Here is a 20,166-nt window from a genome sequence, read left to right on the forward strand (position 1 = left end):
CGAAAGCCGTCGTCTGGAGATCGTCATGACCGATTCGTACTTCAACGCCCCGCTCGCCGAGGTCGACCCCGAGATCGCACAGGTGCTCGAGCGCGAGCTCGACCGCCAGCGCGGCTACCTCGAGATGATCGCCTCCGAGAACTTCGTGCCCGTCTCTGTGCTGCAGTCGCAGGGCTCGGTCCTCACGAACAAGTACGCCGAGGGTTACCCCGGCCGCCGCTACTACGGCGGCTGCGAAGAGGTCGACGTCGCCGAGGAGCTCGCGATCGAGCGCGCGAAGTCTCTCTTCGGCGCGGGCTTCGCGAACGTCCAGCCGCACTCGGGCGCCACCGCGAACGCCGCTGTGCTGCACGCCATCGCGCGCCCCGGCGACACCCTGCTCGGGCTCTCGCTCGACCACGGCGGGCACCTCACCCACGGCATGAAGATCAACTTCTCGGGCCGGCTGTACGACATCGTCGCCTACGGCGTGAACGCCGAGACGTCGCTCATCGACATGGACGAGGTGCGGCGCCTCGCGCTCGAGCACAAGCCCAAGGTCATCATCGCCGGCTGGTCGGCCTACCCCCGCCAGCTCGACTTCGCCGCGTTCCGTGCGATCGCCGACGAGGTCGGGGCGTACCTGTGGGTCGACATGGCCCACTTCGCCGGCCTCGTCGCTGCCGGGGTGCACCCGTCGCCTGTCCCGCACGCGCACGTCGTGTCGTCGACGGTGCACAAGACCATCGGCGGCCCGCGCTCGGGCATCATCCTCACGAACGACGCCGACCTGGCGAAGAAGATCAATACCGCCGTCTTCCCGGGCCAGCAGGGCGGTCCGCTCATGCACGTCATCGCCGCGAAGGCGACGGCGTTCAAGCTGGCTGCGACGCCGGAGTTCAAGGAGCGCCAGGAGCGCACCGTGCGCGGCGCCGCGATCATCGCCGAGCGCCTGACCCGTCAGGACGTCGCCGACGCGGGCATCGCGGTGCGGTCGGGCGGCACCGACGTGCACCTCGTGCTCGTCGACCTGCGCGACGCTCAGCTCGACGGCAAGCAGGCCGAAGACCTGCTGCACGAGATCCACATCACCGTCAACCGCAACGCGGTGCCCAACGACCCGCGTCCGCCGATGGTGACCTCGGGCCTGCGCATCGGCACTCCCGCGCTCGCGACCCGCGGGTTCGGCGACGCCGAGTTCACCGAGGTCGCCGACGTCATCGCACTCGCGCTGCAGCCCGGCGCCGACCTCGAGGCCCTCCGCGCGCGCGTCGCGACCCTCGCCGACGCCTTCCCCCTCTACCCCACGCTGCAGCAGTAACCCCCGCCCCGCCCACCCCCGCGCCCACCCCCCGACCCGCGAGACTTCACTCTCGCCCCGAGACCCCGGGGCCGCGCCGCCGTCTCGGGGCGTAACTGCCGTCTCGCGGTTCGGGGAGCGGGGGAGCGGGGACCGGACCGGGTCGCGGACCCTCGAACGGAGAACGACATGACCGCGCAGAAGCTCGACGGGCGGGCCACCGCCGCCGCCATCAAGACCGAACTGGCCGAGCGCGTCGCCGCGCTGCAGGCGAAGGGCGTGACGCCCGGCATCGCGACGGTGCTCGTCGGCGCCGACCCGGCATCCCAGCTGTACGTCGGGATGAAGCACCGCGAGTCCGAGGCGATCGGCATGAACTCGATCCAGATCGAGCTCCCGGCCGAGTCGACGCAGGCCGAGGTCGAGGAGGTCATCGACCGCCTCAACGCCGACCCGTCGTGCCACGGCTACATCGTGCAGCTGCCGCTGCCGAAGCACCTCGACACCGACCGCATCCTCGAGCGCATCGACCCCGCCAAGGATGCCGACGGCCTGCACCCCGTCAACCTCGGGCGCCTCGTGCTCAACGTGAACGACCCGATCACGACCCCGCTGCCGTGCACCCCGCGGGCGGTCATCGAGCTGCTCCAGCGCAACGGCTACGACCTGGCGGCCAAGAACGTCGTCGTCGTCGGCCGCGGCGTCACGATCGGCCGCTCCATCGGTCTGCTGCTGACCCGACGGGAGATCAACGCGACCGTGACCCTCACGCACACGGGCACGGCCGACCTCGGCGCGCACCTGCGCCAGGCCGATGTGATCGTGGGTGCGGCGGGTGTGAAGCACCTCGTCACGGCGGCCGACGTCAAGCCCGGCGCCGCCGTGCTCGACGTGGGCGTCACGCGCGAGAGCGACCCCGAGACCGGCAAGCCGAAGGTCTTCGGCGATATCGCGCCGGATGTCGCCGAGGTCGCCGGCTTCCTGTCGCCGAACCCCGGCGGCGTCGGCCCCATGACCGTCGCCCTGCTGATGACCAACGTCGTCGAGGCCGCCGAGCGCGCGTCGGCCTGAGCCCCGCCCGCATCCCGCCCCTACCCGTCGACTCGCCAGCAATGGCGGATGCCGGCCCGCCCGGACCCGCGCTTTCTGGCGAGTCGACGGTGCGGGGCGCGGTCAGAGCAGGAAACGGGCGAGGAATGCGCGGGTGCGCGGCTCGCGCGGGGCGCCGAAGACCGCCGCCGGCGCGCCCTCCTCGACGATGACACCCTGGTCGAGGAAGACGACGCGGTCGGCGACATCCCGCGCGAACGCCATCTCGTGCGTCGCCATCAGGATGGTCGACCCGCCCTCCGCGAGATCGCGGACCAGCTCGAGCACCTCGCCGACCAGCTCGGGGTCGAGCGCCGAGGTGATCTCGTCGAGCAGCAGCACCTCGGGATCGGTCGCGATCGCGCGGATGATCGCCGCCCGCTGCTGCTGTCCGCCCGACAGCCGGTCGGGGTGCTCGCTCGCCTTGTCGGCCAGCCCGATGCGCGCGAGCAGCTCGCGCGCCCGTGACTCGGCCTCGCGACGCGATACGCGGTGCACGACCCGCGAGGCGAGCGTGACGTTGTCGAGCACGGAGAGATGCGGGAAGAGGTTGTAGCTCTGAAAGACGGCGCCCAGCCGGGCCCGCACCGCGTTCGCGTCGACGCGGGGGTCGGAGATGTCGTCGCCCGCGAGCAGGATCTGCCCGTCGTCGATGGGCTCGAGGAGACCGAGGCAGCGGAGCAGCGTCGACTTGCCCGACCCGCTCGCGCCGATGAGCGCCACGACCTCATGCTGAGCCAGCGACACGTCGACGCCACGGAGCACCTCCTTCTCGCCGAAGGACTTGCGGATGCCGTGGGCGCGCAGCACGTCGACGCCGGTCCGGTTCTCGCTCACAGGATGGATCCCGTCTGCTCGCGACGGCGGAGCCGTGCGGTGTACCAGTCGGTGAGGCGGATGGTGGGAATCGCGAGCAGGACGAACAGCACGCCCGCCACGACGTACGGCGTGAAGTTGTAGGTCGTCGCGACGACGCCGCGGGCCTCGGCGATCGCGTCGAACGCGGCGAGGATCGAGATCAGGCCGACATCCTTCTGCATCGAGATGAAGTCGTTCATCAACGGCGGCGTCATCTTGCGCAGCGCCTGGGGCAGCACGACACGCCGCAAGGTCTGCGGGTAGCTGAGTCCGAGCGCGCGTGCGGCGAGCCGCTGTGAGGGATGCACCGACTCGATGCCCGCACGGACGACCTCGGCGACGTACGCCGAGTAGGTCAGCGTGATCGCCAGCACGCCGAGGAGCACGGGCTCGATACGGGCGCCGAGGATCGTCGGCAGCCCGAATCCGACGAGATACAGCACGATGACGAACGGCAGCCCCCGGAACAGGTCGGTGTAGCCGGCGGCGATGAGGCGCAGGGGGAGGAACACCGGTCCGCGCAGGGTGCGCAGCAGGGCGAGCAGCAACGCGACGGCCGCGACGGTGAACACCGAGATGGCGAGCACCTGCAGGTTCACGAGGAACCCGTTCCACACGTCGGGCAGCGCCTGCAATGCGATCGCAGGGTCGAAGAAGCTGCGCTGGACCGTCGCCCAACCCTCCGTGTTGATGAGCGTCAGCCAGACCACGGCCGCGAAGGCGAGGGTCGATGCGACCGCGATCAGCACCGACCGTCGTTCGCGGCCGCGCCGGTACGCTCGGCGCTCGAGTTCGAGCGCGCTCGGGGGGGAGGTGGTCACGGATAGACGCTAGCGCGCCCTCACTGGAGGAGCGTCACGCCCTCCGTCAGGCCCGACAGCCACTCCTTCTCGAGCTCGGCCAGCGTGCCGTCCTCGCGCAGCTCGTCGACGGCCTCGGTGACCGAGGCGGTGAGCGGCGAGTCCTTCGCGAGCAGCAGGCCCCACTCGTCCTCGATGCCCGCCTTCGGCAGCTCGCCGACGAAGAACGAGTTCTCGATGTAGAAGTTCACCGCGAGGTAGGCCGTGGGGGTGTCGAGGACGATCGCGTCGATCTGGCCCGCACCGAGGGCGGCGACGGCATCCTCGTTCGAGCCGTAGAGGCGCGGCTCGACGTCGGGCTCGACCACCTGCTGCAGCGTGAGCGCGCTCGTCGAGTTCGCCATCGCGCCGATCGTGAGGTCCTTCAGTCCGGCGATGTCGGTCACGCCGTCGGCGGCGCCCCCCTTCAGCGCCACGATCGACTGGCTCGCGGAGTAATAGGGCGACGAGAAGTCGACGCCCTGCTTGCGCTCATCGGTGATCGTGTACTGCTGGATGTTGACGTCGAAGCTCTTCGGCCCGGGCGCGATGGCCGCCTCGAAGCTCGTGCGCACCCACTCGACGTCCTCCGCGGCGAAACCGAGCTTGTCGGCGACGGCGTAGGCGACGGCCGCCTCGAAGCCCTCACCCGAGGCGGGGTCGTCGTCGATGACATAGGGCTCGTAGGCGGTCTCGCCGGTGGCGATGGTGAACTTGCCCGGCGTGACGTAGTCCTCCGCGGCGGGGCCCGACGCCGCGTCGCCGGATGCGGCGGGAGCGGCCGACGACGAGCAGCCAGCGAGGAGGATCGCGAGCGCGGCGACGCCGACGGACGCGGTGCGGATGAGGGAGCGGGACATCGGGGACCTCCGGGTGCGGATGCCGCGCATCGGCGTGCTGTCACCGGCGGCAGCATCCATTCTCACCCGCCGTGGACGCCGTCGGCACCGCGCGTCGTCGTATTACGTCGCGCGGTGCCGACGCTTGGCACCCCGCGCGCGTGACATCGTCGCCGCGCCGAGGGAGTGGACCCCGCGTGGCGGGATCGGGCGGGATCGGGCAGGATCGGCGGCGTGAGAGGCGATGCGGGGGACGGCGGGGCAGCTGCGGCGATCCCCTCACACCGGCTGCGCTCCCATCTGCTGACCGAACCGGCGTCGACCGTGGGAGGCGCGGCGACGCACATGCTCGCGGTGCAAGCGCAGGAGTTCTGGTCGGGGCGATGGGCAGTGGCCGTCCGCACCGTCGGTGAGCTCGCACTGAGCGCGGTGGATGCCGCCTTCGAGGACGGCACGCTCGTGCGTTCGTGGACCCAGCGCGGCACCCTGCACATCGTGCGCTCGACGCACCTCGCCGCTCTGCTCGCCGCCACGGCCGACCGGCAGGAGCGCGCGGCCGCCGGCATCCTGCGCGGGCTGGCGATCGACGGGGCGGTGCTGGCGACGGCCGAGCGCGCCGCCCGACAGGCCCTGCGCGGTGCGAACCGACTCACGCGCGACGAGTTCGCGGACGTCCTCCGCGGCGCGGGTATCGATACCGAGCGCTCGCGCGGCAACCACATCCTCTCGTCGCTGGCCGTCCGCGGCGTGCTCGCGTTCGGTCCGGTGGTGCCGCGCGAGAGCGGCGTCACCCGCGACCAGTTCCTCGTCGCCGTGGACGACCTGCCGTCGGCCGGGACGCCCGACGATCCGCTGGCCGACATGTTCGCCGGCTACATCCGCTCGCACGGACCGGCTCGCATCACGGACTTCGGTTGGTGGGCGGGTCTGCCGATCGGGACGTCGCGGCGCGCGGCCGAGGCGGCGCGCGACCGGGTCGTCGAGATCGAGGTCGGATTGTTCGTCGCGCGAACGTCGGTCCCCGGGCCCAGCGAGTCCGGGGAGGACGTCGTCGCTCTCCCGGCCTTCGACGAGTACTACCTGTCGTACGCCGACCGGACGATCGTCTGCGAACCCGAGCTCGCGGCGAGGATCGGCCCCACCCTGAACGGCCAGGTCGCGCCGATCCTCGTGTCGGGCGGGCGGGTCATCGGCACCTGGCGCCACTCCGTCGCTACGGGGCGGCACCATCTGCCGCCCGAGCCCGTTCTCGTGACCGACGACGGCGTATCGTCATCCGCGATCGACGCGTCGCTCGCCCGGGTTTCCCGCTTCCTCGCCTCCTGAGGCCCGGACCGCGGCGCGCCAAGTCCTCAAATCCGCCGCGTCTTCCCCCCAGACCCGCGCCGCTTCGCGTATCCGCGCCGCCGCCGATTCGAATCTGAGGAGTTACGGCGCGGCGCCGCAGCTCACCGCCCGGCGTGACGGTCGAGGAAGGCGTAGACCTCGCCGTCATCGACGCCGGGGAAGTTGCCGCGGGGGAGTGGTGAGAACATCTGCATGTGCACGCGGGCGCTCGGCCAGGCCCGGCCCTCCCACCGCGTGGTCAGGTCGGGGTCGGGGCGGCGGCAGCACGACTCGTCGGGGCAGGTCGAGACCGCGCGCTTCTGCGTCTCGCGGCCGCGGAACCACCGTGCGTCGTCGAACGGCACGCCGACCGTGATCGAGAACTCGCCCTCGGCTGTCGTCCCGGTCTGGCTCGAGCACCAGAACGTGCCGCCCGGCGTGTCGGTGTACTGGTAGTGCTCGACGGTGCGGTTCTGCTCCTCGAAGGCCGACCGGGCCGAGAACGCCCGGCACACGACCTGACCCTCGACGCTGCCCGTGACGTCCATCGGCAGAGGGAGCCCGTCGTTCTCGTAGACCCGGGTGATGGCGCCAGCGCCGTCGACGCGCAGGAAGTGCAGCGGGATTCCGAGATGCTTCGTCACGAGGTTCGTCATCCGCATCCCGGCCGCCTCGTGCGTGACGCCGAACGCGTCGCGGAAGTCCTCGACCGCCAGGTTGCGGTCTCTCTTGGCCTGCGCGAGGAAGGCGACGGACGCGGTCTCGGGCATGAGGCAGCACGCGGCGTAGTAGTTGATCTCGAGGCGCTGCTGCAGGAAGTCGGCGTAGTCGTTCGGCGGCGTGTGCCCGAGCAGGCGGTGCGCCATCGCCTGGAGCGCCATCGACCGCAGGCCGTGCCCGCCGGGGATCGACGCCGGCGGCAGGTAGATGCGGCCGTTCTCGAGGTCGGTGACGGAGCGCGCCGAGTGGGGCAGGTCGCCGACGTACAGCAGCTCGAACCCGAGCTGCTCGGCCATGATGCTCACCGTGCGGTGCGTCAGTGCGCCCGACGTGTGGCCCGCCGCCTTGAGCTGTTTCTCGGCGAGCCGCTCGATGTCGGGCAGGTAGTTGTCCGCGTCGCGCATCCGCAGGCGCAGCTCGGTGTTCGCGCGCCGAGCCTCTTCGGGAGTCGCGATCGCCTCGCGCTCGCGACGCTGCAGCTCGCGGTGGAGCCCGAGGATCGACTCGAGCGTGTCGTCGCTCATGGTCTTGCCCGCCCGCACGGCGGAGATCCCGAGCCGACGGAAGACCGGGCTGGCCTGCGCGCGTTCGAGCTCGAGCTCGAGTGCGGCGCGGCGGTTCGGCGGCTCGGGCGAGAGCAGGTCGCCGACGTCGGTGCCGGTCGCCGAGGCGATCGCCTGGAGGAGCGACAGCTTCGGCTCGCGACGGCCGTTCTCGATCAGGCTGAGCTGGCTCCCCGCGACCCCCACCTGTGCGCCGAGCTCGTCGAGCGTGAGCCCGCGCGCGACGCGGTGGTGTCGGATGCGGTGCCCGAGGGTCGCCAGTTCGATTCCGGATGCAGCCATTCCTTGAGCATAGGGAAAGAATCGCGTTTCTTGAACCGAATATCGTCGGCAAGAGGAGTGTTTCGTGTCGTGAAATGGTCACACATCCCGATCTCGCCGCCGACGTAGGAGACCGACATGGCCATCGCAGACCTCTTCACCCGCCCCGCCGCCCCCGGCGGCTCGCCCGCCCGACGCACGCGCCCCGAGCTCGGCGCGCGTCCCGAAGCGGCATCAGGGGCGCTCGCCGAGCTGGCCGCCTGGGTCGACGAGATCGCCGCGCTCACGCAGCCCGACCGCGTGCACTGGGTCGACGGCTCGGCGGCCGAGAACGACGCGCTGCTGCGAGAGATGGTCGACGAGGGCAAGCTCATCAAGCTCAACCCCGAGTGGCGGCCGGGCTCGTACCTGGCCCGCTCGCACCCGAGCGACGTCGCCCGTACCGAGGGGCGCACCTTCATCGCGTCCGAGCGCGAAGAGGACGCCGGCCCCACCAACAACTGGGCCGCCCCCGACGACATCCGCGCGACCATCACGCCGCTGTTCGCCGGTTCGATGCGCGGGCGCGCGATGTACGTCGTGCCGTTCTCGATGGGGGCGGTCGGCGGTCCGCTCTCGCACATCGGGGTGCAGGTGACCGACAGTGCGTACGCCGTGGCGTCGATCGGCATCATGACCCGCGTGGGCGCGGCAGTGCTCGACGAGATCGCGGCCGGCAAGCCCTGGGTCAAGACCGTGCACTCCGTGGGTGCGCCCCTGACCGCCGGCGAGCAGGATGTCGCGTGGCCGTGCAACGACGAGAAGTACATCGTCCATTTCCCCGACACGCTCGAAGTGTGGTCGTTCGGCTCGGGCTACGGCGGCAACGCCATCCTGGCGAAGAAGTGCTTCGCGCTGCGCATCGCGTCGGTGATCGGCCGCGACGAGGGCTGGCTTGCGGAGCACATGCTGCTGATCCGGGTGATCGATCCGGCAGGCAAGGCCTACCACGTGGCCGCCGCGTTCCCCTCGGCTTGCGGCAAGACGAACCTCGCGATGCTGCGTCCCACCATCCCCGGGTGGCGGGTCGAGACCCTCGGTGACGACATCGCCTGGCTGCGTCCGGGATCCGACGGTCGGCTGTGGGCGATCAACCCCGAGGCCGGGTTCTTCGGCGTCGCCCCGGGCACCGGTGAGTCGACGAACGTCACGGCGGTCGAGACGCTCTGGGGCAACACGATCTTCACGAACGTCGCCCTGCGGCCCGATGGCGACGTCTGGTGGGAGGGGCTCACCGATGAGGCGCCCGCCGAGCTGATCGACTGGGAGGGCAAGCACTGGACGCCCGCGTCGGGCCGGCCTGCCGCGCACCCCAACTCGCGCTTCACGGTCAGCGCCGCGCAGTGCCCGCAGATCGCGTCGGACTGGGATGCCGCCGACGGCGTGCCGCTCGACGCCATCCTGTTCGGCGGACGCCGGGCGACGAACGTCCCGCTGGTCGTCGAGGCGACCGACTGGACCCACGGCGTCTTCATCGGCTCGAACATCTCGTCGGAGCGCACCGCGGCCGCCGAGGGCACACTGGGCGAGCTGCGCCGCGATCCCTTCGCGATGCTGCCCTTCTGCGGCTACAACATGGGCGACTACTTCGCCCACTGGCTCAGGGTCGGCCAGAAGTTGCGGTTCGACCGGGCGCCGCGCGTGTTCCAGGTGAACTGGTTCCGCAAGGGCACGGACGGCCGTTTCCTCTGGCCGGGCTTCGGCGACAACTCGCGCGTGATCGACTGGATCGTTCGGCGCCTCAACGGCGAGGTCGACGCGGTCGACAGCCCGATCGGGCGCCTGCCGGTCACGGCCGATCTCAACCTCGACGGCATCGAGGTGCCGCAGCGCGATCTCGACGAGCTGTTCGCGGTCGACACCGAGTCGTGGCTGCGCGAGGCCGACCTCACCGAGGAGTTCTACGACACCTTCGGCGACCGGATGCCGGCGGCCCTGCGCTCCGAGCTCGAGGCCCTGCGCTACCGTCTCGGCCACCGCGCCTGACCGCTCCCCTCCCCTCACCGCCCGAACCGCGAGACTGCAGTTCCGGCCCGAGACCCGGGGTTCCACGGGCCGTCTCGGGGCGCGACTGAGGTCTCGCGGTTCGAAGGGGCGGAGAGGGCGGGGGCGGGGTCAGACCAGGAGCTGGTGCTTCGCGAGGTCGCGGTAGAGGGGCACGGTCGCGACGAGCTCGGAGTGCGTGCCCTGGCCGACGACCCGGCCGTGATCGAGCACCACGATGACGTCGCTGTCGACGACGGTCGAGAGCCGGTGGGCGATCACCACGAGGGTGCGGCCCGTCGCGACCGCGTCGATGGCCTCGCGCATCCGCTGCTCGTTCAACCCGTCGAGCGACGACGTCGACTCGTCGAGCAGCAGGATCGGGGGCGCGGCGAGCAGCGCGCGCGCGATCGCCAGGCGCTGCCGTTCTCCGCCCGAGAGCATCACCCCGGCCTCGCCGACCGGCGCCTCGAGGCCGAGCTCGCTGCGCTCCAGCACCTCGCCGAGGTTGACAGCGCGCAGCACGCGCTCGCATTCCGCGTCGGTCGCAGCGGGTGAGGCGAGGCGCAGGTTGTCGGCGATCGTCCCCGCGAGGGTGGGGGCGTCCTGCTCGACGTAGCCCAGCTGCGCGCGGAGTTCGGCCCGCGGGAGCGACCGGATGTCGTCTCCGCCGACGAGCACCGCGCCGTCCGTGACGTCGTAGAAGCGCTCGATGAGCGCGAGGGTCGTCGACTTGCCAGCTCCCGACGGGCCCACCAGCGCGACGCGTGCGCCCCGAGGCACGCGGAAGCTCACGCCGCGGAGAACCTCGCCGTCGGATGCGGTCGCGGTTCCGGATGCCGCGACCACCGCCGCGCGCTCCGTCCCCGCACCCGCGCTGCCCGCCGCCGCGCCGAGGGCCGCCGCCACGGCGACATCGTCTGTCGCGCGGCTCGCGGCGGCATCCGGGTCGCCAGCCTCGGCGCCCGCCGCCTCGAGGGCGGCCGCCGTCACCGCCGAGGTATCGACGCGGGCGTCGGCGAGGGTGCGGATCGCCTCGTCCGACGCCGAGCGCCGCGCGGCGATCACGGACTCCGGGTAGCGGAACCGCACGTCACGGAACTCGATCGCCACCTCGCGGTCGCCCGACGCCGTCACCGCCGCTGCAGCATCCGGATCGGTCGCGTCCTCCGTCGGCAGATCGAGCACCTCCTGGATGCGGCCGAGCGCGCCCAGAGCCTGGTTGACGGAGGTGATCGCGCCCAGGAACGACGCGAGCGGCTGTACGAGGAAGAAGAGGAACATCACGAACGTCACGAGGCTCGCGATGGAGATCGCGCCCGAGGCCACGCGATACCCGCCTACCCCCAGGACCACGAGCAGCGACAGCTGCAGGGCGACGCCCGCGACGGGCACGACCAGCGCCGACGCCTTCGCCACCCGCACGCCCGCCTCGTACGCCTGGTGCGCCGCGCCGGAGACCGTCGCCTCCTCGCGCTCCGTCGCGCCCGCGGCGCGGATGGTCCGGATGGAGCCGATCGCCCGCTCGACGCCCGACGCGAGCTCGCCGACGCGCTCCTGCTGCTCGCGGGTCGCACGACGGATGCGGGTGCTCAGCCCGACGACCACGGCGACCGAGGCTCCGATCACGATGACGATGAGGAGCAGCAGCAGCGGGTCGATGAAGAGCATCGCCACGATCGCACCGACGAAGATGAGCGCATTGCCGACCGAGTCGGCCAGGCCCTGCGTGAGCACCGCGTACAGCAGTGTCGTGTCGGTGCCCACCCGCGAGACGAGGTCGCCGGTGCGGCGGGAGTCGAACTCGGAGATGGGAAGTCGGAGGAGCCTCGCGATGAGGCGGCGGCGGCTCGAGAACACCACGGCGGTGCCGGTGCGCTGCAGCAGGTAGTGCTGGAAGGCGCCGATGGCCGACGAGACGACCACGAGGATCACGAGCGCCCAGACGAGGATGCCGAGGGTGTCGCCCGCCTGTACGCGCTCGATCACCTGACCGACGACGAGGGGCTGCCCGAGCGTGGCGACCGCCTCGATGATGCTGAGCACCGCGACGGCGACCAGCACCCCCTTGTGCTCGAAGAGGTAGGGGAGCAGCTGCGAAATGCGGGCCCGCGGGCCCTCGTCGGTGCGGCGGCGTCCGCGCAGACGGCTGCGGTTGTCGGACATGCGGTCCCCTCGGTTCGATTGATCGTGCACCTTCGACCGTACTTCTTCTCCGCGGGGCGGATCCGCGTCGTCCGGCCCGTCGCGCGGGGCATGCGAGTCGGCGGCATCCGCTTGCGCAATGTCTTCACATCCGATGGCTGCGGCGCCATACTCCTCTTCGACGCGCGCGCCCGATCCCGGTCGCGTGCTCGGGGGGAGGTGCTGTGGCGCACCGGGGCGAGCGGGATTGGCTCGGAGCATCGGCGGGAGCGGGCCGCGACTACGCGCAGCTCGCGGAACGGATATCGGGGGGCATGTCGGTGCTCGTCGCGGGTCCGCGCGGGAGCGGACGCAGCTACGTCATCCGCGCCCTCGTCGCTCAGCTCGGGCGGCGCGACGTGCCCGTCGTCGAGCTGCATCCGTCGGTCCTGCTCTCGGCGGTGCCCTACGGCGCCCTCGACGCCGCCGCCGACGCTCGGCTCTCGAGTCTCCGCGACCCTCGGATGTCGGAGCGCGTGGCGGCGGTCGTCGTCGTCGACGACGTCGACGCTCTCGACGAAGCGTCCGCGGAGCTCATCGCCCGCGCGATCGCGGCGCGGCGCATCGTCGCGGTGCTGGGTCTGCGGACGGCTCGCGCTCGGGCACGGCAGCTGCCGCCGGATGCGGGGCGCGCGCGGCGAGCGTTGCTGGACCTGTGGGCCGAGGGTCTCGTGCACCGCGTCGAGCTGATCGAGATGACCGACGGCGATGCGCGCGACCTCATCGAGATGTTCCCGGGAGCCGACCTGCTCGACAGCCCGACGCGAGGCGGGCTGACCTGGCGGGCCGACGGGTCGAGGACGCTCCTGCGTCAGCTCGTGCTCGAGGCGGTCCGCGCCGCCCGCAGTGACCGTGACCCGCTGCTGGCGGTGCGAGACGTCGCTCCCGAGAGCCGGCTGGCGCTCGCCGTCCGCGAGCACATCTCCGATCTGCCCACCGCGGATCTCGAGTGCCTCGCCGGTCTGTCCCGCCTGCCCCACCTCGACCTCGCCGCCGCCACGCGCATGTTCGACCTCGCGAGTGTGGACGCGCTGCTGTCCGGTGGGCAGGTGCACGCGGATGCCTCGCCGCTGCGTCGTCTGACCGTCAATGACGTCCTGGCGGTGGGGGCCCTCCGGAGAATCGCGGCTGCCCGCATCGATCGGATCGTCGACGAGGCCGGTCGTCGCATGCTCGCCGAGGCCGAGCACTGGTGGAGCCCCCCGATCGCGGCGTCGGTCGCCGAACGCTGGCACCGCCACGGTCTCGGCGGCTCGGACGAGCTCGCCCACGCATCGACGCTGCGGACGCGCGTGCTGCTCGACGCGGCCCGCGAGGCCAACGATCGAGGCGACGTCGCGCACGCGTCCGCGCACGCAACCCACGGGGCGATCATCGACGACGTCCCGGCGTTCCGGCTCGAGATCGCGATCGCGCGGGGCGACGAGCTCGTCCCGTGGCTCGGCAGCGGTGACGGTGACGGTGACGGTGACGGCAGCGGCAACGGCAACGGCCGCCGCGCTGCTCTCGACCCGGTCGATGCGCGCCGGCTGGCCCGCCAGCGTGCGGATGCCTCGTCGACGCGTCATCCCGCCCCCGCGGCGCCGAGCGACGACCTGCGCGTCGAGACCCTCCTCCGAGATGCGGCCGGCGCATCCGATGTTCTGGACGACCGCCGCGCGGCCGTGCTCGCCGCGGCAGCCGCGGCGGTCGCCGACGCGTCGCCGCTGCAACGCCTGCGCGCGCTCACCGCCGCGGGGGCTGCGGAGATCAAGGCGGGGCGACTGGCGGCAGGGCGCGAGCATCACACCGCCGCAGGGCGGCTCCTCGACCTCCGCCCGGCACCGGTCGGCATCACGCCGCGGAATCGCCTGGAAGCGCTCATCGTGCTGCTCGCCGCGCATCAGATCGCGGGCAGCGTCGGCTCGGGTGTGCTGGCTCGTCTGCGAACCGAACTCGGAGTCATGGCCCGGGAGGGCGGCTCCGACGACATGCTCACCGCGACCATCGCCGCTGCGTTCGGCCTGAATGCCGAGGGGCGTGCGGTCGACTCGCAGCGCGAACTGCCGCGTCTGGTGTCCCGCGCGCCGGCGGCTCCGTCGCGGCCTTCGCCGTCGATGCCGTTGCTCGGTATCGCCGACGAGTTGGCGACGGTCGGACATACGGCACAGGCCCGAGCCATCGTCGACCGGATCGGGCAGGTCGACACCCCGCTCCTGCGCCGGACGGTCGCCTACGTCGAGACGACGGTCCTCGTCGCCGAGGGGCGGCACGACGAGGCCCGCGAGCGGGCACGCGAGGCGGCACGGCTCTCAACCGGAGCGACCTCGGTCGCGTTCCGCATCCGCGATCTGTACCGACTCGCCCTCCTCGACCGGTCGCGTCGCGACGTCGTCGACGAACTCGTCCGGCTCGCAGCGACCACCGACCTTCCCGTCGCCGGGGAGGCCGTCCGACGCATCTCGGCGCGTGACCCCGCGGCGCCGTCGCCGCGTCCGGACGAACTGAGGCTGCACGCGCTCTGGGGACAGGATGCCGAGGGCTCCGCCGAGCGCGCACCCGCCGCCCGCCGCCATCCTTCGGGCCGAGGAAGCACAGCGGATGCCGAGGAGCTCACGTCACGCGAGCGCGAGGTCGCGCTGCTGATCGACGCCGGGCTCACCAATCGCGAGATCGCGACGCGGCTGTTCCTGTCGGTCAGGACCGTCGAGTCCCACATCTACCAGGCGCGGGGCAAACTCGGGGCGGTCTCGCGACGCGACCTGGGCGGGCGCGTCGCGTCGAGTGTCGAGCTCTCCGGCGAGATGCTGTGACGCGTTCCGGGCAGGACGGCCCGGGGTACTGAGCCCGTACTGCTCTCTCCGTCCCAGTGCTTCCGCACGGGCGAGGCGTGTCCTACGGTCGCTCCTGCGGGCCGGCATCGCGGTGGTCCCCGACGAACGGCCCCAAAACGTTCGGCGGGGCCACCGCGTCCACCGGCTCGAGTCCTCACGGGGACGAGGCGGTCGTGACGGCGCGCCGTCGATCGCAGCGTGCCCGGACGCGACGGACGCGCGTTCTCGTGGGAACGCGTCGCGCCGGCCGTCAGCGTTCGACGAGCACGCCGTCGGGGTCGGCCCAGACGTGCCGGCCCGGAACGAAGACGACGCCGGCGATCGAGACCGGCACATCCACCTCGCCGATGCCCGCTTTCGCGCTCTTGCGCGGGTTGGAGCCCAGGGCCTTCACCCCGAGGGGCAGCTCGGCGATCGCCACGCGGTCGCGGATCGCGCCGTTGACGATGACGCCGGCCCAGCCGTTCTCGACGGCCGACGCGGCGATCATGTCGCCCACCAGGGCCGACTCGAGCGATCCGCCGCCGTCAACGACCAGCACGGCGCCCTCACCCGGAGAGGCCAGGACTTGCTTGACGAGGGCGTTGTCGCGGTGGCACCGCACCGTGCGGACGGGACCGTCGAACGCCACCCGGCCGCCGAGGTCGAGGAGCGGAAGGGCGAGCGAGTCCAGGGCGTCGCCGCGGTCGTCGTAGAGGTCGGCGGTGGCGATCGTCATGCCGACAGGCTAGCGGCGCCGGCCGACGCCCGGTCCGACGGCTCCGATCATGCTCCGGTCGCCGCGGGACGTTCGGGATGCTGCGACCACTGACTCCACGAGCCGGGATAGAGCACCGGACGGTATCCGGCCAGGCTGAGGGCGATCGCCTCGTGCGCGGCGCTGACGCCCGATCCGCAGTAGACGCCCACGTCGGCGCTGGGCCCGGCGCCGAGCCCGGCGAAGCGCGCACGCAGCTCGTCGGGGCTGCGGAAACGCCCGCTCTCGTCGACGTTCTCCGTCGTCGGCGCCGACACGGCCCCCGGGATATGGCCGGCGCGGGGGTCGATCGGCTCGACCTCGCCCCGGAACCGCTCGCCGGCGCGAGCGTCGAGCAGCAGTCCGCTGCGGGCGTGCTCGAGGACGTCGTCGATGCCGAGCACCGGGAGCGTGCCGGGGGAGACGACCGCGGTTCCCGCGCGCCCCGTCGACTCCTCGCCCCGCTCGAGATCGAACCCGGCGTCGACCCAGGCGGCGAGGGCGCCGTCGAGCACGCGGACGTCGCGGATGCCGGCGTCGCGCAGTACCCACCACGCGCGCCCGCTCGCCATGTTCTTCACATCGTCGTAGACGACGACGGTGTCGCCGTCGTCGATGCCCCAGCCGTGAACGGCCGTCTGCAGCGCATCGGGAGAGGGCAGCGGGTGTCGACCCTCGCTCGGATCGCCGTGCGAGGCCAGCTGCGTGTCGAGGTCGGCGTAGCGCGCCCCGGGGATGTGCCCGGCGCGGAACGCGGGGCGTCCGTCGGGCCGGTCCAGCCACCACCGGACGTCGAGGACGCGCACGGGGCCGCCGTCGGGATAGCGGCCCGCCGCGAGCGCGGCGTGGAGATCGTGAGCGGTGGTGAGGATGCGGTCCATGCGTGAGATTCTCGCGCACCACGGGCGGCGGATGCGGCCGGAGCGATGTCGCCCACCGTCGCTAGTGTTGTCGCGTGCCAGAATCCGTCATCTCCGCTCGAGGGCTGCGCAAGACCTACGCCATGAAGGGCAAGCCCGATTTCGTCGCCGTCGACGACCTGTCGTTCGAGGTGGCGCCGGGCGAGTCCTTCGGGCTGCTCGGTCCGAACGGCGCCGGCAAGTCGACCACGATGAAGATGATCGGCGCCGTATCGACCCGAAGCGGCGGCGACCTGCAGATCCTCGGCCTCGATCCCGACCGGTTCGGGCCCGAGATCCGCTCGCGGCTCGGCGTCGTGCCCCAGCAGGACAACCTCGACGGCGAGCTGAACGCCCGCGAGAACCTCTACATCTACGGACGGTACTTCGGCCTGCCGGGCAAGGTCTGCCACGAGAAGGCCGACGAGCTCCTCGCGTTCGCGCAGCTCGAGGACAAGGCGAAGAACAAGGTCGACCAGCTGTCGGGCGGCATGAAACGACGACTGACGATCGCGCGCGGACTCATCAACGATCCGCGCATCCTGCTGCTCGACGAGCCGACCACGGGACTCGACCCGCAGGCCCGTCACGTGCTGTGGGATCGGCTGTTCCGCCTGAAGGAGCGCGGCACGACGCTGGTGCTCACGACGCACTACATGGATGAGGCCGAGCAGCTCTGCGACCGCCTCATCGTGGTCGACAAGGGGCGGATCATGGCCGAGGGAACTCCGTCGTCGCTGATCCGCGAGCACTCGAGCCGCGAAGTGCTCGAGGTGCGCTTCGGCTCCGATCGCAATGAGCAGGCGGCGACGCAGCTACAGGGCATCGGCGACCGGGTCGAGGCGCTGCCCGACCGCATCCTCGTCTACGCGCACGACGGCGAGGCCGCCCTCGAGCGCGTCATGGCGGCGGGGCTTACCCCGGTTACGAGCCTCGTGCGTCGCTCCAGCCTCGAAGACGTCTTCCTGCGTCTGACCGGACGGTCGCTGATCGAATGAGCACGCAGACCGCGCACCCCACGCTCGAGGAGCTGCGGGCCGAGGCGATGGCGGGCGGCCGCCGGCCCCGCCGGTACGGCACCTGGTACGTCGCCGAGCACATGATCCGCGCGATGCGCGCCTACGGCTGGACGATCGTCGTCGGCGCCGTCGGGCAGCCGATCATGTATCTCCTCGGCCTCGCGGTCGGCCTCGCCGCCCTGATCACCGTGCCCGTCTCGTCGCACGGGCAGGAGGTCGGCTACCTCCCGTTCGTCGCACCTGCTCTGCTCGTGACCGCAGCCATCGCGGTCGCCTCGGAGGAGATGACCTATCCCGTCATGGCGGGATTCAAGTGGCGCCGTTACTTCTACGGCTTCAATGCGTCAGCGCTGTCGAGCCCGCAGATCGCGAACGGGGTGATCGTCGGGGCGACCGCACGCATGATCGTGGCGGTCGCCGCCTACTACCTGTTCATCTGGCTCCTGCCGTTCGGCGCCGTGCCGGCACCGGAGACCGGCTGGCTGTCGATCTTCGCGGGGGTCGCCGCGGGCGTCGCCTTCGGTATCCCGCTGATGGCGTACGCCGGCTCCATCCGCGACGACAAGGGCCAGTTCGCGCTCGTGCAGCGCTTCGTCTTCATGCCGATGTTCCTGTTCTCGGGCACGTTCTACCCCGTCGAGACGCTGCCCGTCGCGTTGCAGTGGATCGCCTGGATCTCGCCGCTGTGGCATGGCGCCGAGCTCGGACGTGCGGCGACCTACGGCGCCGATATCGGCCCGGGGATGATCGTGGTGCACGCGTCGTACCTCGTCGCGCTCGCCCTCGTGGGCTACCTCTGGGGTCGCCGGGTCTTCACCGCGAGGCTCGCCGCATGAGCGCCGTTCTCGCGCCGGAGACCTCGCCGGTCGGGCGCCGTGGCGGCGTCCGAGCCCTGTGGGCGGGCAACCCGGGGGCGGTCGTGCAGCGCGGCCTCATCGCCGCGCGGTCGTCGAGCTGGATCGTCGTGCTGTCCGGTTTCTTCGAGCCCGTCTTCTACCTCGCGTCGCTCGGCATCGGACTCGGCGCGCTCATCGGCGACGTCGAGACCTCGACCGGCGCCGCGGTGCCGTACGCCGCGTACATCGCACCCGCACTCCTCGCCGTCTCGGCGATGAACGGCGCGGTGTACGACTCGACGTGGAACGTCTTCTTCAAGCTCAACTACGGCAAGCTCTACGAGGGCATGCTCTCGACCTCGCTCGGCCCGCTCGACGTCGCTCTCGGCGAGATCCTGTACGCACTGCTGCGCGGACTCGTCTACGCCACCGGTTTCATGATCATCATGCAGGTGCTGGGGCTCAACCTCGCCTGGACGGCCCTGCTGGCCCTGCCGGCCGTCCTGCTCATCGCCTTCGGCTTCGCGAGCGTCGGCATGGCGGTCACCAGCTACATGAAGACGTTCCAGCACATGGACTGGATCAACTTCGTCCTGCTGCCGATGTTCCTCTTCTCGGCCACGTTCTATCCGATCACGGTCTACCCCGAGTGGGTTCAGGTGATCGTGCAGGCGCTGCCGCTGTGGCACGGGGTCGAGCTGATCCGCGGGCTCACGACCGGCATGCTGTCGGTCGGCATGCTCTGGCACGTCCTCTACTTCGTCGTCATGATCGGGGTGGGTCTCGTCTTCACCACGAAGCGGCTGCGAGCGCTGTTCCTCGACTGAACACCGGTCGATCGAGCCCCGACCGTCGGGTCTCGCGGCCGCCGCGGCTCAGCGCGACTCGATGACCTCGCGCGCCTTGCGGATGCGCCGCGGATTGACAGGGTGGGTGGCGAGCAGCACCTTGCCGCGGGAGTGCAGCCTCTGGAGGTCGTCGTACGCCTCGGCCACGTCGGCGAGGGGGTAGAACCCGGAGACGAGCGGCGACACGGCGCGCTTCTCCGCCAGTGCGACGACCGCGCGCAACTGCGAGGTGCCGTGGGCGACCGCATCCGGACTGTCGGACAGGAGAGCGACCTCGCGATCGCGACGATCGGCACTGGACCGGAACTTTGGGCCCGGTACGCCGAGGGCCTCGGCGACCTCGCGGCCGTCCTGCCCGAAGTTGTCGATGAACGCGTCGACGCCGTTCGGCGCGAGGGCGCGGATGCGCGTCACGATGCCCTCGCCGTATCGCACCGGCTTGACCCCGATCTGGCGCAGATAGTCGAAGTTGCGATCACCGCAGGTGCCGATCACGCGAGCGCCGCGGTGCATCGCGATCTGGGCCTCCATGCTGCCCACGCCGCCCGCGGCCGCCGAGATGACGATGGTGTCGCCCGCGCCGATCTTGAGCTCGTCGAGGATGTCGAGCGCTGTCGTCCCCGCGAGGTACAGGCCGCCCGCGGTCTCGAAGGTCACGCTGCGCGGCTTGCGGACGAGGCGGTCGACGGAGATCGTCACGTGGCTCGCCTGCGCACCCGAGCGCAGATGCCCGACGACGTCCGACCCGACGGGGAAGCCCGATGTGCCCGGTCCCGCGGCGATGACGGTGCCGGCGAAGCAGCTGCCCGATCGTCGCGGGAACGCGTCATCCCACTCCTGCTCGGCGCCCGAACGCACGAAGCCGTCGATGTGATTGAGGCCCATCGTGATGACCTCGACCGTGACCTCGCCCGGCCCGGGCTCCGGCAGGGGCCGCGTCACGAGACGCAGCACGTCGGGCCCGCCGGCCTCCTCGTACTCGACGACCGCTGCCTCGCTGACCTTCTTCATGACGGGCTCCTCACGTGATGTGAG

The 20,166-nt window shown here is 71.5% G+C and carries 16 protein-coding genes; 8 read left to right on the forward strand and 8 right to left on the reverse strand.

The features are described 5' to 3' along the window. Nucleotides 1-25 precede the first annotated feature (25 nt). Both glyA and BLT21_RS12090 read left to right on the forward strand, forming a co-directional pair. Nucleotides 26-1,300 (forward strand): serine hydroxymethyltransferase, encoded by a 1,275-nt coding sequence (glyA, locus tag BLT21_RS12085; protein ID WP_091502484.1) that lies wholly within the window; start codon nt 26-28, stop codon nt 1,298-1,300. A 168-nt stretch (nt 1,301-1,468) separates the two neighbouring features. Beyond that, entirely contained in the window at nt 1,469-2,350 is an 882-nt protein-coding gene (locus tag BLT21_RS12090) for a bifunctional methylenetetrahydrofolate dehydrogenase/methenyltetrahydrofolate cyclohydrolase (RefSeq protein WP_091502486.1), read from the forward strand. Between the two features lie 102 nt (nt 2,351-2,452). Here BLT21_RS12090 and BLT21_RS12095 read toward each other — a convergent pair whose 3' ends face one another. Genes BLT21_RS12095 through BLT21_RS12105 form a run of 3 tightly spaced genes read right to left on the reverse strand, consistent with a single transcriptional unit; the run spans nt 2,453 to nt 4,925 of the window. Continuing rightward, on the reverse strand, nt 2,453-3,205 hold the full coding sequence (locus BLT21_RS12095; RefSeq protein WP_091502488.1) for an amino acid ABC transporter ATP-binding protein: 753 nt from the start codon (nt 3,203-3,205) through the stop codon (nt 2,453-2,455). Continuing rightward, a complete protein-coding gene (locus tag BLT21_RS12100) occupies nt 3,202-4,047 on the reverse strand; it encodes an amino acid ABC transporter permease (RefSeq protein WP_091502490.1) in 846 nt (281 codons plus the stop codon). Before BLT21_RS12100 ends, BLT21_RS12095 begins: the two co-directional genes overlap by 4 nt. Before the next feature lie 20 nt (nt 4,048-4,067). Then, nucleotides 4,068-4,925 carry an ABC transporter substrate-binding protein gene (locus BLT21_RS12105; RefSeq protein WP_091503419.1) on the reverse strand — a complete coding sequence of 286 codons (858 nt, stop codon included), beginning with the start codon at nt 4,923-4,925 and terminating at the stop codon, nt 4,068-4,070. 213 nt (nt 4,926-5,138) lie between these two features. On the opposite strand from BLT21_RS12105, the gene BLT21_RS12110 reads away from it, so the two are divergent. Next, a complete protein-coding gene (locus BLT21_RS12110) occupies nt 5,139-6,230 on the forward strand; it encodes a winged helix DNA-binding domain-containing protein (RefSeq protein WP_091502492.1) in 1,092 nt (363 codons plus the stop codon). 122 nt (nt 6,231-6,352) lie between these two features. Here BLT21_RS12110 and BLT21_RS12115 read toward each other — a convergent pair whose 3' ends face one another. Further along, a complete protein-coding gene (locus tag BLT21_RS12115) occupies nt 6,353-7,795 on the reverse strand; it encodes an XRE family transcriptional regulator (protein WP_091502494.1) in 1,443 nt (480 codons plus the stop codon). Nucleotides 7,796-7,912: 117 nt separating this feature from the next. On the opposite strand from BLT21_RS12115, the gene BLT21_RS12120 reads away from it, so the two are divergent. After that, entirely contained in the window at nt 7,913-9,799 is a 1,887-nt protein-coding gene (locus BLT21_RS12120) for a phosphoenolpyruvate carboxykinase (GTP) (RefSeq protein ID WP_091502496.1), read from the forward strand. Between the two features lie 129 nt (nt 9,800-9,928). Here BLT21_RS12120 and BLT21_RS12125 read toward each other — a convergent pair whose 3' ends face one another. Then, nucleotides 9,929-11,962, reverse strand: coding sequence for an ABC transporter ATP-binding protein (locus BLT21_RS12125; protein WP_091502499.1), 2,034 nt, complete (start codon nt 11,960-11,962; stop codon nt 9,929-9,931). Between the two features lie 203 nt (nt 11,963-12,165). On the opposite strand from BLT21_RS12125, the gene BLT21_RS12130 reads away from it, so the two are divergent. After that, nucleotides 12,166-14,772 carry a helix-turn-helix transcriptional regulator gene (locus BLT21_RS12130; RefSeq protein ID WP_143024987.1) on the forward strand — a complete coding sequence of 869 codons (2,607 nt, stop codon included), beginning with the start codon at nt 12,166-12,168 and terminating at the stop codon, nt 14,770-14,772. Between the two features lie 271 nt (nt 14,773-15,043). On the opposite strand, the gene rraA is transcribed toward BLT21_RS12130, so the two are convergent. Further along, nucleotides 15,044-15,511, reverse strand: coding sequence for a ribonuclease E activity regulator RraA (rraA, locus tag BLT21_RS12135; protein WP_091502502.1), 468 nt, complete (start codon nt 15,509-15,511; stop codon nt 15,044-15,046). Between the two features lie 47 nt (nt 15,512-15,558). Then, nucleotides 15,559-16,410, reverse strand: a complete 852-nt coding sequence (locus tag BLT21_RS12140) for a sulfurtransferase (protein WP_091502504.1) — start codon at nt 16,408-16,410, stop codon at nt 15,559-15,561. A gap of 74 nt (nt 16,411-16,484) precedes the next feature. Here BLT21_RS12140 and BLT21_RS12145 point away from each other — a divergent pair, with 74 nt between their 5' ends. From BLT21_RS12145 to BLT21_RS12155, 3 genes are read left to right on the forward strand one after another with little or no spacing between them, the layout of a single operon-like run. Continuing rightward, on the forward strand, nt 16,485-17,426 hold the full coding sequence (locus BLT21_RS12145) for an ABC transporter ATP-binding protein (protein WP_091502506.1): 942 nt from the start codon (nt 16,485-16,487) through the stop codon (nt 17,424-17,426). After that, the gene (locus tag BLT21_RS12150) at nt 17,423-18,283 is read left to right on the forward strand and encodes an ABC transporter permease (RefSeq protein WP_091502508.1); all 861 of its coding nucleotides are present in this window, start codon (nt 17,423-17,425) and stop codon (nt 18,281-18,283) included. The genes BLT21_RS12145 and BLT21_RS12150 overlap by 4 nt, the downstream gene beginning before the upstream one ends. Then, nucleotides 18,280-19,110 (forward strand): ABC transporter permease, encoded by an 831-nt coding sequence (locus BLT21_RS12155; RefSeq protein ID WP_091502510.1) that lies wholly within the window; start codon nt 18,280-18,282, stop codon nt 19,108-19,110. Before BLT21_RS12150 ends, BLT21_RS12155 begins: the two co-directional genes overlap by 4 nt. 48 nt (nt 19,111-19,158) lie before the next feature. Here BLT21_RS12155 and BLT21_RS12160 read toward each other — a convergent pair whose 3' ends face one another. Further along, a complete protein-coding gene (locus BLT21_RS12160; RefSeq protein ID WP_091502512.1) occupies nt 19,159-20,142 on the reverse strand; it encodes an NADP-dependent oxidoreductase in 984 nt (327 codons plus the stop codon). Between the last annotated feature and the right edge of the window lie 24 nt (nt 20,143-20,166).

Source organism: Microbacterium sp. cf332 (assembly GCF_900102175.1).
In the GTDB taxonomy this organism is placed as follows: Bacteria; Actinomycetota; Actinomycetes; order Actinomycetales; family Microbacteriaceae; genus Microbacterium.